General features: G+C 61.3%; 7 protein-coding genes. 1 reads left to right on the forward strand and 6 read right to left on the reverse strand.

From position 1 onward, the window contains the following. Positions 1–60 precede the first annotated feature (60 nt). Entirely contained in the window at positions 61–1599 is a 1539-nt protein-coding gene (gene pdxR / locus J1G34_RS10195; RefSeq protein WP_222993953.1) for a MocR-like pyridoxine biosynthesis transcription factor PdxR, read from the forward strand. Between the two features lie 7 nt (positions 1600–1606). Here the strand turns inward: pdxR and J1G34_RS10200 are convergent, their stop codons facing one another. The 6 genes from J1G34_RS10200 to J1G34_RS10225 all read right to left on the reverse strand — a co-directional run bounded on the left by J1G34_RS10200 (position 1607) and on the right by J1G34_RS10225 (position 12156). Beyond that, complete coding sequence (locus J1G34_RS10200; protein ID WP_222993955.1) at positions 1607–6232, reverse strand: dermonecrotic toxin domain-containing protein; 4626 nt, start codon at positions 6230–6232, stop codon at positions 1607–1609. Between the two features lie 126 nt (positions 6233–6358). Next, on the reverse strand, positions 6359–7450 hold the full coding sequence (locus tag J1G34_RS10205; protein ID WP_222993957.1) for a polyamine ABC transporter substrate-binding protein: 1092 nt from the start codon (positions 7448–7450) through the stop codon (positions 6359–6361). Further along, a complete protein-coding gene (locus tag J1G34_RS10210; protein ID WP_065897691.1) occupies positions 7447–8481 on the reverse strand; it encodes a histone deacetylase family protein in 1035 nt (344 codons plus the stop codon). The genes J1G34_RS10205 and J1G34_RS10210 overlap by 4 nt, the downstream gene beginning before the upstream one ends. 132 nt (positions 8482–8613) lie before the next feature. Further along, complete coding sequence (locus tag J1G34_RS10215; protein WP_222993959.1) at positions 8614–9606, reverse strand: AraC family transcriptional regulator; 993 nt, start codon at positions 9604–9606, stop codon at positions 8614–8616. Between the two features lie 50 nt (positions 9607–9656). Then, positions 9657–10634 carry an asparaginase gene (locus J1G34_RS10220; protein WP_222993961.1) on the reverse strand — a complete coding sequence of 326 codons (978 nt, stop codon included), beginning with the start codon at positions 10632–10634 and terminating at the stop codon, positions 9657–9659. 76 nt (positions 10635–10710) lie between these two features. Further along, entirely contained in the window at positions 10711–12156 is a 1446-nt protein-coding gene (locus J1G34_RS10225; RefSeq protein WP_222993964.1) for an alanine/glycine:cation symporter family protein, read from the reverse strand. Positions 12157–12180: the final 24 nt, after the last annotated feature.

The following is a 12180-nucleotide window of genomic DNA, read 5'->3' on the forward strand; positions in this document are numbered from 1 at the left end:
TCCTAGGCAGGCTATTGGTTCGTTGTAAGAGCCATCTAGCGCTATTTTCATAGGTCCAATATGCCGTCCATCGCGCCGCCTTTATCCTTCAACCCTGCCGGTATTGAACTGGACCGCCGCCAGGGCCTGACGCGCCAACTCTATGAGGCCCTGCGCCAGCGCGTGCTGGATGGACGGTTGGTCAGTGGTACACGGTTACCCGCTACCCGTGATCTGGCGGCGGCACTGTCGATCTCTCGCAACAGCGTCGTGCGCGCCTACGATCAGCTGTACGCGGAAGGGTTTATCGAAAGTCGGGTGGGAGATGGCACCTATGTCGCCCAATTGCCGATGCCGAAAAAACTATCCACACAAGTATCCACAGGGTTTTCAACAGGCTTATCCCCAGGGTTATCCACAAAATGGGCGGATTTACCGGAACATCTTGACGATGAAGTTATCCACAGCACGGGCTTGGCGCGGGTAAAAAATCATCACCTGCCTCAACCGCCCTCAGGCCCACCTCGTGCTTTTCGCGTGGGCGTGCCGGCCTTCGACCTGTTCCCGTTTGAAGTGTGGGCCAAGCTCAACGGGGCGTTCTGGCGCAAACCCGACCTGGAACAGCTGTGTTATGGCGACCCGGCAGGTGACAGCCGCCTGCGTGGCTTGATTGCCGCGTACCTGCGCAGCTCACGGGGTATGCAGTGCACGGCTGAACAAATTGTGATCACCAGTGGTGCACAGCAGGCAATCAGCCTTTGTGCACAGCTGCTGGTTGAGCCGGGTGATGGGGTGGCGGTGGAAAATCCGGGTTACCGTGCGGCCGGCCATGCATTCGCCCTGGCCGGTGGGCGATTGCAGGGTGTGCCGGTAGACAGCGAGGGCCTGGATTGCCAGGTGCTCAATGCTCTGCATGACTGCCGCGTGGCCTATGTCACACCTTCCCATCAATATCCGTTGGGGGTGGTGATGAGCCTGGCCCGGCGTCTGGAGTTGCTGGCCTGGGCCGAGCGTACGGGTGGCTGGATTGTCGAGGATGACTACGACGGAGAGTACCGCTACAGCGGTGCGCCGCTGTCGCCCCTGGCGGCGCTGGATCGCAGTGGCCGCGTGTTATACGTCGGCACGTTCGGCAAAGTGGCGTTCCCCGCGTTGCGCCTGGGCTATCTGGTGTTGCCTGCGGCCCTTGTGCAAGCGTTTACCCGGCGGCGCGCCGTGGACATGCGCCATTCCGAAGTCAGCACCCAGGCGGTGATGGCAGAGTTCATGGCGGCGGGGCACTTCCAACGCCACATTCGCCGAATGCGTCGCGCTGCATTGAACCGACGCAACGCCTTGCTGGCCAGTTGGCCCGATGGGTTGCCCGGCGTCGGCGCCTTGCCCAGCGTTGCGGCCGGGCTGCACTTGACCGTGCGAGTGGACAGCCTGGCCCGCGAGCAGGCGTTGCTCGCGCAGGCCCGTGCGGTAGAGGTTGAGATCACCGGTTTAAGTAGCTATTGGCTGGCTGGCACAAGCCCACCAGCGGACCAGCACGCAGGCCTGGTGATGGGGTTTGCCGCCGTGCCCGAGGCGGCCATCGCGCAGGCGCTGGCACGTTTGCGCGAGGTTTGGCAGGCATAAAAGGCGATCAGCTGTCGAAGAACAGCGACTTGGCCAGTTGATCACCGATGCTGCTGCGGTGGATTTCTATCATTTCCCAGTCACTGGGGCCGGTGCGTTGACGAGCGCCACCGAGCCGCTGTTGTTCGCGCGTCTTGAGGTGGGCCTTGTCGAATCTCTCAAGAGCGGCGCCTTTCGTTGCGTAGTGAAAGTGCGCGTACCACAGCACGGCGTTGGTCTCTTTATCACGGACTTCGTACTCGTCCAGATAGCCCTTTGGGGGCCCTTTGACGGCACGACGGCTGAAGGTTCTGGTGATCCTGATCAGCCCTTGGTTATGCAGCCATTCCACCCGCGCCGCAGTGGGCGGCTGGTGTTTGATCATCTCGATGTAGGTTTTTCTACCCAGGTGATAAAGCCGCTGTGCTGCGTCGTTGAGGTTGCGTTTGGTCGAAGCGGCGGAAGTATGGTCGCTTTCGGTGAGATTGCGCCGGGTCAGCGCTTGCTCGATGTCGTTTGACGCACCCTCCAGTTGTTTGGCGTAGGCCTCGTACATATCCTGGATATCCTGCGGCGCGTGCCAGGGTTTACGCGAGAAGCCCTGGTACTTGCGGGTTTCAGCCTGCTCGGCATTCAACAGCGTTTGTCCGGTGTTGATGCTGGTATCCAGGTCCAGCGTGGCAGGCACTGGCGATGCAGAGGTGACCTTTTGCCGCTTGACCCAGACGCCTGGGGTTTTTTCATGAAACGTAGCGAGCACCTTGCCTGTCACGGACGTCCTCACATCGACCAGGGTACTGTCGGACTCACGGGGTTGAGCTATTAACACGCCGTCGTAGCGTGTCTTGATTATTTTGCGTCGTGGCGTGTGCGAGGCCTTTGAGCTGCCGGGCTTGGGTTCAAGGGCTTTTTTCTCGCGCAGCAGTTGCGCCAGGTCGTGAATGGCGCGCTGGCTGAATCCGCCGATCTGCTGGCGAAAACCCTGCAGGCGGGTTTTCAGCAGATACTGCGGATGGTCGGCGTGTAGCTCCAGCAGACGTTGATCTGCACTGGAAAATTGCTCAACCAGGCTGTTGAGCACATCAATGCGCTCATCCAGCGACGTGTCGCTGCCCCGTCTCACAACTTCAGTGAAACTCTCGACGTTAAGTTCGGCTGTGTCGACGCACTGGTTCATCTGCTCTCGCAGCGTGGCGGGGATCTGGCTTTGCTCTTCATCGATACACAGGTAGCGACCCAAGCCGATCTCCTGGGATTTGAGCTCGGCGAGGGTGAGCGGTGGCAATTCGCTCAGGGCTTTTTGAATGACCGCTGCGCCTTCATCTCCCAGCACTTTGAGATCGCTGAAACGGTCGTTGATGAACTCCAGGCGCTTGATGATTGCCAGGTTCAAGGTGGACAGGTTTTGCGCGCTTTGCGCCTGGTTTTTATAGTCAATGTCCACCTCGGCATCGAGGATTGGGAACGACGATTTCAGGGCCTCCTTATAGCTCACCAGTTGTTGTTCCATGACTACCTGAGTCAGTTGTATTTGCTGCTTCAGGTATTCACTCATGTTGCCCTGATAGGCGGGCACGGCATCGATGATGCTCAAGGATTTCAGCTGACTGATCGCCTCATCGTACGCCGTCAGCCGGTTGTCGACTTTACCTATGAACGCTGTACGCAGCAGGTCCGTGGAAGGGCCAGGGGCGGCGTCCAGTTCGGGTTTTGACTCAAGCACGTCCAGCTGTTGCCTGGCGGCGACCGCATCAAAGGCGTTGAGCTGGGTCATGAGTGCCGTAATGCGCTCAGGCTGATTGACCTTGACCGCACGCTGACGGTTGCGAAGGCCGCCGCCGCGCAGTCGCAAGCGGATGTCGACAAACCACTGGCCCGCCAGATTGCCGATCAGCGGCGGGCCCGTACGCAAGGGTGCCTGCGGGTCAATGATGATGACACTGTCGTTGTCATCCACCCTGACTTCGAACCAACGCGCACCAACCGGTGCATACCATTTGTCGGCAAGTGGATACAGATTCAAGTGGCGCCCGCGCGTTTTGTTTTGCGCGCCAAGCTTGTCGGGTTTGGCGACGTTGAAACTGTCGAGTGTCCTGGCCAGGCCCAAGCGGCTATGACCCAGGGCCCCCAGGATGTGTACGGCGCCCTGATGCTTGGCGGGCAGTTGGTTGTCGGGAATATCTGCTTGTTGCACGGCGGTGTATGTTTTTTCGGCAACAGGTGGTTTACCGGCGGTGTCGATCATTGTCGACTCGGATTCAGTTTCGATCTTCGGCGCACCGAACTGTCCCGGCGGGCGGGGATGGCGTAGGGCGATGTGCAGGGTCAGAGCCATGCCCAGGTTGAGGAATACATCCACTAATGCGGTCCACGAGGCGTGTTGATCCCCCTTGTTTACCGCTTCCTCGGTGGCTTGCAGGTCGTCCATGATTTGCCAGATCCAGGCGGCAATTCCGACGGTGCGGCCCATGAATGGCAGGGCCGCGTTGAATATTTGCCAGCCGGTGTGGCGAAACGTCGCCCAGCGTTTCTGTACATTGGACACCGACTGACGGGCCGCCAGTTCGATCATGGCGGTGGCATTGGCCTTGAACAGCGTTGCCAGGGCGTCATTGCCCACTTCTTCATCGGCCAGGGTCACGGGGCCGCTCATGTACAGCAGGGTGAGGGGCTCGACGAGGGCACGCACCACCGTCCAGGGCGAGGGCAACGTGTCGGGAAACACGTATTGGGCGTAGTTGAAGCTCTGCGCCTGCGGCAGCCAGGCCAGCACCGATTCGCGCAAGGGGCGCTCATGTTTGATCGCGTACAACAGGTTTTGCCGTGCCGGGTATTGCATCAGCACCGGTTCCAGCAACGGGCGATAAAGCAGGCACGGGCCGGCGCTGGCGTCCCTTGGACCGATCACGAACATATTGGCGACCACGTCGCGCTCATGGCCGGGGCGCAAGGTGGGCACGAAGGCCAGGGCGCGGATAACAATGGGCTGCCCGTCTACGTGGCGATCGTGTTCATCGGTGTGCATCACGGCGGCAACGTAGCGGTAGCCGAGCTCATCAATTGCGCCCTGTCTGCGGATTTTCATTTGCAGGGCCAGCAGCGGCAGTTGCAGGCGTAGATGGCTGGTATAGAGCTGTTGGCGGTGACTGGATTGCACCGGTTCATCGAGCAGTTTCTGTTTGATCAGCGCGGGGTAGTGTTCGCCGATATCAATGTCTTCGATCAGGTCTTTCAGATAGCTGAAGGTCAGCCAGTTGGGGACACCATTGTCATTGTCGCCGTAGCGCACCGTGATATTGCCGGTGGGCAGGCCGGTGAGGTTGTCCAGCGCCAGATCGATCAGGCCGCGACGGGTGATGTCCACGCTGCCCGGCACGATGAACGTGCCCCATACCACCGGGCTTTCGATCACCACCTCGATTTTGTCCAGGTTCAGGCGCGCACCGTCTTTATGCGACTGGATGCGGCTTTGCAGCTGTGTGCGGGCATAGTCCCGAATGGGCGCAATGCCGTCCTGGAATGTTTCGCCCTGGTAGTGGGCGTGCAGTTGGGCCAGGTCGATCATGTAGCGGCTGTAGGCGGCGGTGTCCGAGTCCGACGCCGAAGCCAGCCAGTCGGGCAGTTGTTGATGAATCTCTCGGATACTCGAGAGTTGGTGATCGCTCATCTCTTCGATGCTGGGCACAATGCGGGCGACGGTGACAGGGCTTGGCTGCTCCTGTGCCGGCTCATCGACAGCGGCTTGGCTGTAACTGCCGATGGTGCGGATTTGCAGGTCAATCAGGGTGCAGGCCAGCGCGTCGAAAAAATTGCCATCGGGCTCATAGAGACGCCACTGCAACGTGGTATCGCGCTCCGGCGCACTCAACCGGGCCGGCAGTGAGGCGCCGAATGCTTCGACTGACGCGAAGGTTTCGTACCCGCTTACCAGCGAGTGCGTCAGGACCATTTGGCGCTTGTCGTGCTCGCCAACCAGTACGGCGATGTCCGTGAAACTGATGTGGGTGGACTCGCCGTCCCGAAGCAGGTCGATATCGACCAGGTAGGCACGACTCTGGTAGCGATCATTCAACGAGCGCCTCGCCCGGTCGGGCTCCTGGAAAAATCCACGGGCCATGGCCGCTTCGTGCTCTGCCAAGCCCTGCTCTTCGTTGACGTTCCACACTTTTCTCAGTGAGTTGGAAAATGTCCGCCAGCGTGGCCCGGTGCTGCCGTTGGAGGCGTTCCAGAAATTAAGCTGCTGTTCCTGAAAAGCGGTGAACAGCAAGGCGGACAACTCGTTGATCAGGCGTGCGATGGCATCGATCTTCACCTCAAGGTGTACAGGCGCCGCCGCGTTCGGCTGCAGAGTGAGGAAGTGCTCGCCATCGATGTAAGTCACTCGTTCGCCGGACAGCGCCTGGTTGGCCAGTACCGAGGTCAGGGACTGGATAACGGCTGGCGCCGGTTCGACAGCACTGCCCACGATGTGCCAGTGAGGGCTGACCACCATTGCCAGGTCAGGGTCGATATTGAGCGCGGGGTAGAGGTCTCGGAGTGCCGAGCGCAACGTGATGGCGGCGACCTCGTGGGTGGTGGGCCCGTTGGTTAACTGGGTGAGCAGTTCATAGGTGCTGGGGGGGCGGTGATTAGTGCTATGTAGGTCGTTGGGCATGTGTTGCTCCTCTGCAATCGCTGGCCTGGACGGGCGTCGAGGAGGTGCAAGGTAGCGATGGCCGTAGCCGAGAGGACGGTAGATAAATCGCGGCGCCCGCGAAGGCGCCCGTCAAAGCAAGGTGTTTCAGGTGCCGGATTTGATCTTGGTCCAGGCCCTGGTCCTGGCGCGTTCGGCTTTGCTGTCCAGGGGCTTGAGGGTGTAGAGCGTCGTCATGGCCGCGTCGGTCGGGTACAGGTTGGGGTTGTTGCGTATCGCCGGGTCGACCCACTCGGTGGCGTCCTTGTTCGGGTTGGGATAACCGACGAAGTCGCTGACCGGTGCGATGACGTTGGGTTGCAACAAATAGTTGATGAAGGTGTAGGCGTCGCCCGGATTTTTAGCACCCTTGGGGATGGCGAGCATGTCGAACCAGATCGGCGCGCCTTCCTTGGGCAGGCGCATATCCACGGTCACGCCATTCTTGGCTTCCTTGGCGCGGTTGGCGGCCTGGGAAAAACTGCCGGAATAGCCCACGGCCACGCAGATGTCGCCGTTGGCGATATCGGCCATGTATTTGGAGGAGTGAAAGTAGGTGATGTACGGGCGGATTTTCATCAGCAGCGCTTCGGCCTTGATGTAGTCCTTGGGGTTGCCGCTGTTGGGGTCCAGGCCCAGATGCTGCAGGGCCAGCGGCAGGATCTCCGAGGGCGAATCGAGCAGCGCGACCCCGCACTGCTTGAGCTTGCTGATGTTTTCTTCCTTGAAGATCAGGTCCCAGCTGTCCACTGGCGCGTTGTCGCCCAGGGCCGCCTTGACCTTGGCCGGGTTGAAGCCGATCAGGATGGTGCCGTACATGTAGGGCACGGCGTACTGATTGCCGGGGTCGTTGGCTTCGATCAGCTTCATCAGCTTGGGATCCAGGTGCTTCCAGTTGGGCAACTGGCTACGGTCCAGGGGCTGGAACACCCCGGCTTCGATCTGCTTGGCCAGGAACACGTTGGACGGCACCACCACGTCATAGCCGGAATTGCCGGTGAGCAGCTTGGCTTCCAGCGCCTCGTTTGTGTCGAAGATGTCGTACACCAGTTTGATCGACGGGTTCTGCGCCTTGAAGTCCTCAAGGGCCTTGGGGGTGATGTAGTCGAACCAGTTGTAGACCTTCAGGGTTTTCTCTTCGGCCTGTGCCGCGCCGCTGGCCACCGCGACGCACAGGACGAGCGATTTGAGTATGTTCATTGGGCTGCTTCCTCGAAACCTTCAAGCACGTTGACGGCGTTGATGCCGATTTCTTCCACGGCGTAGCCGCCTTCCATCACAAACAGCGTTGGCGTGCCGAGCTGCGCGATGCGTCGACCCATGGCCAGGTAGTCCGGGCTGTCGAGCTTGAATTGCGAAATGGGGTCGTCCTTGAAGGTGTCCACGCCCAGGGAGACAACGATGACATCGGCACCGTAGCGAGTGATCTCGGCACAGGCTTGTTCAAGCGCGTCGCTCCAGGTTTCCCAGGTGGCGCCGGCCGGTAACGGATAGTTGAAGTTGAACCCTTCTCCCGGGCCCTCTCCCAGCTCATCGGCATACCCGAGAAAGAATGGGAACTCCGCCTCCGGATGGCCGTGGATTGAGGTGAAGAGCACATCGCTGCGCGGGTAGAAAATCGATTGCGTGCCGTTGCCGTGGTGGTAGTCCACATCGAGGATGGCGACCTTTTTGCAGCCCTGGTCGAGAAACGCCTGGGCGGCGATGGCCGCGTTATTGAGGTAGCAATAACCGCCCATCAAGTCGCTGGCGGCGTGATGCCCGGGCGGGCGGCACAGCGCAAAGGCACTGTGGGCGCCTTGCGTGATGGCGGCCTGGGCGGTGAGCGCGACTTGCGCCGCGCTGTAGGCCGCTTGCCAGGTGCCGGCAGTGATCGGCGCGCCTCCATCGAAACTGTAATAGCCCAGCTGGCCGTGCAGGCTGGCGGGCATCACGCGGCGTAACGTGCGCGCGGGCCAGGTGTAGGGCAACAGGTCGCCATCCTGGCCGTACTCGGTCCAGCGTTGCCAGGCGCCTTTGAAGAAGTCGAGATAGTCGCGGCTGTGAATACGTTGCAGCGGCGCCAGACCGAAGTCCTGCGGCGCCTGCACCGGGCCCAGGTCACGGTCTTTGACGCGTTGCAGCACGTGGTCGGCGCGCGAGGGCATTTCAAAGCAGGGCATCAGTTGCCCGTCCATCAATTCACAGCGGCCGTGGTGCAGGTGGTGATCGTCTGAGTAGATCGTCAGCATGTGTTGTTCTCCGCAGGCTCTGTCGGTGCATGCAGTCTTGCGGCGGGTGCGATTTATGAGAACGGCAGGAGCGGCCAAAAGGGGATAAATATGGCCAGCCTGTGTGTCCGCAATGGGCCCCTGAACGGGGCGTCATGCGCGAAATTGGCTCGGCGCGACGCCGCTCCAGCGTACGAACGCATGCCTGAAGCTGGCCGTTTCGCTGAACCCCAGCGTTTCGGCTATTCGGTGGATCGGCCACAGGTCGTCAGCCAATAACTGTTTGGCGCGTTCAAAGCGCAACTCATCGAGCAGTTCCTGATAGCTGCAGCCCAAGTGGTGCAAGTGTCGACGCAGGGTGCGTGCGGAACAGTTCATTTGCCGGGCCAGGCCATCCAGCCCGGGTGCGGCGTGCAGTTGCGCGGCCAGCAACTGACGAATTCGCCCCAGCCATGCCTCGCGTCCGGTGAATTCGGTGTTCTGTTTCCGGCAGCGCTCGACCATGGCCTGGTGGGTCACGGCGTCGGCCAGCGGCAGGGGTTGGGCAAGCCAGCGTTTATCGAAGGCGAATGCATTGGCCGTGGCCTGGAACTGCAGCGGGCAATCGAAGCTCTCGACGTAACGCGCTTGATAATCCGGCGCGTCGTGCTCGAAACGAGCGCCCAACAGGGGCAGTGGATGGCCGAGCAGGTCGTTGCAGATAACGTTCAACGACCCCAGGCACAACTCGACATTGAAGGCCGTCAGTGCGGGGCTCTCGCGGTAATCGCCGGCGGTGAACCAGATACGTTCGCCGTCTTCCTCCAGGCTCAGTTCGAAGAGTGTTCCCAACAGCGCCGGATAACGCAGGGCCAGGCGCAAAGCGTCACCGAAAGTGGCACTGGTGAGCAGGGCATAGCCGAGCATGCCGTAGGAGGAAACATGCATACGCCGCCCCACGATCAGGCCGATATCGCGCTGCAGGGCCACGGCGTTGGCGCACACCTGCATCTCCTGGTGCGTGGCGATACGCGTGTCGGCGCGGCGCAAGTCCGCTGCACAGATGCCGCTGCCGGCCAATAACGCGGCATGGGGCAAGCCTTCGGCCTCGAAGGTACTGAGCACCAGGGACACGGCATTGAGGGTGGTGAGATGGGAGTGCAGCATGGGGACTTCCAGCCATGGATAGGCTGGAAGTGGAGCAAGTTACATGCCGCTCAGTTCAGTTCGCCGCACAGGTCCAGTTCCACCAGGCGACGGACTTCGCGGGTCGGCAACCCGGCCCCGAGCAGGGCGTTGAGCTTGCCGAAGGCCGCCTCGCGGGTCATGCCGCCACCGGACAGCACGCCCACACCGCGCAGGCGGCTGCCGGCTTCGTAGACGTCCAGTTCCACGCCGCCTTCATGGCATTGGGTGGTCGCAACCACCACTACATCCTGATCCTGCGCACGTTGCAGGCTGGCCAGGAAGGCCGGGTTGTCACTTGGGCCGGTGCCGCTGCCGAAGCATTCGAGCACCAGCGCCTGGATGCCGCTGTCGACTAGCGCATCCAACAGGTTGGCGGCGATGCCCGGCACCAACGGCAGGACGCCGACCCTGGCTTCAGACTTGGGTTGGCGGTAATGCAGGGCCGCGGGGATCATGTCGGCTTGGGAGACGCCGCCGTTACGCTGCAAGGCGGCAAACGGATGGCGACCAAAGCTGCGGATCTTCGCGCACCGGGTGGGCGCCATGAGCGCGCCGTGGAAATACAACTGCACGCCGGGTGCCAGGCCTTCTCCGAGTGCCGTCAGCGCACCGCTGACGTTTTCCCAGGCATCACTGTCGGGCACGCCTGCCGGCAACATCGAGCCGGTGAACAGTACGGGTGCCGGCAGACCGAGGAGTTGAAAACTCATGGCCGCTGCGCTGTACGCCAGGGTGTCGGTGCCGTGCAGGATCAGCACGGCGTCGCAGCCGTCGTCCACGGCCTCGACAACGGCGCTGCGCAGGCGCTGCCAGTAGGCAGGGGTCATATTGGCGCTGTCGATCAGCGGCGACATCTCCCGAAAGCGCCACGTGGGCACGGGTGCGTCGGCCAGTTGCTCGCGCATACGCGCCTCAAAACCGGACGCGGGTGCCAGGCCGTTGGCACTGGCCTGCATGCCGATGGTGCCGCCGGTGTAGAGCACCATGACGTTGTTGGCTGCTTGCATGAAAAATCTCCTGAACGAAAAACGCCGCCGGGCCCAGAGCATGCCCAAGGCCGGGCGGCGTGTCATCTGGCGGTGATTAACGTTGCGCCTGGGCGCTCAGTTCAGCCGACGCTGCGGGTTCGGATTTTACCGGGTTGGCCGGCCAGGCCTTGCGGTCCAGGTCCAGGTCGGGGAACTGGCTGGAGTCGAACACCGGGGTCTTGATGCCCGCTGCGCGCTGGCCGTCGTAGTCGTTGAGGATGCGCATGGCGATCTTGAACAGGAACGCCAGGGCGAACAGGTTGACGAACGCGAGCATGGTCATGGTGATGTCGGCGAAGGCGAACACGGTGCTCAGGTTCTCGATCGAACCCCAGAAAATCAGCACCAGCACCAAGGCGCGATAGCCCATCAGTACCTTGCGGTTGTTGCCGACCAGGAAGCGCAGGTTGCTCTCGCCCAGGTAGTAGTTGTACATGATTGAGGTGAACACGAACAACGCCAGGGCGACCGAGATGAACATGCGGCCCCAGTCACCGACCACGGCGGCCAGGGAGTTCTGGGTCAGGGCAATGCCGTCGCCTTCAAAACCCGGGGTGTAGAAGCCGGACAGGAGGATCAGCAACGCAGTGCAGGTGCAGATCACGAAGGTGTCGAGGAACACGCTGAACGCTTGCACCACACCTTGGGCGATCGGGTGTTCCACGGAGGCCACCGCCGCCACGTTGGGCGCACTGCCTAAACCGGCTTCGTTGGCGAACACGCCGCGTTTGACGCCCATGATGATCGCGCTGCCCACCAGGCCACCGAAGGCCTGATCGAGGCCGAAGGCACTCTTGACGATGGTCGCGAGCATGGCCGGCACGTGGTCGAACTGCAGCACGATCACGTACAGGGTCACGGCGATGTAGACCAGCGTCTTGACCGGTACCAGCAGGTCGGCGATCGAGGCAATACGCTTGATCCCGCCAATGAACACCAGGCCCAGCAACACCGCCAGCGCGAGGCCGGTGTAAGTGGTGTCGAGACCGAAGGCATTATTCAGCGAGTGGGTAACCGCGTGGGCTTGCAGGCCGTTGAAGGCAAAGCCGAAGGTCACCAGCAGCAGGAACGCCATGACCATCCCCAGCCAGCGTTTGTGCAGGCCGTGCTGGATGTAATAGGCCGGGCCGCCACGGTAGGCACCTTCTGCATCGGTGCGCTTGTACAACTGACCCAGGGAGCACTCGATAAAACTCGAGGACATGCCCACCAACGCGGTGACCCACATCCAGAACACGGCGCCCGGGCCACCCAGGGTCACGGCAATGCCGACGCCTGCGATGTTACCGGCGCCCACACGGCCGGCCAGGCTGAGCATCAGCGCCTGGAACGAGCTGAGTTGGCCGGAGCTGCTTTTCAGGCTGTCTTTAAACACCGAGAACATGTGGAAAAAGTGACGCAATTGAACGAAACGCGAGCGGATCGTGAAATAACCGCCGAGCCCGACAATGAGCACGATCAGTACTTTCCCTGAGAGGAAGTCGTTGATGACTTCGAGCATGGAGTGTTCCTCGCTGATTTTTCT

The sequence above is a fragment of the Pseudomonas sp. Wu6 genome, assembly GCF_019891515.1.
GTDB classification, from domain to species: domain Bacteria; phylum Pseudomonadota; class Gammaproteobacteria; order Pseudomonadales; family Pseudomonadaceae; genus Aquipseudomonas; species Aquipseudomonas orientalis_A.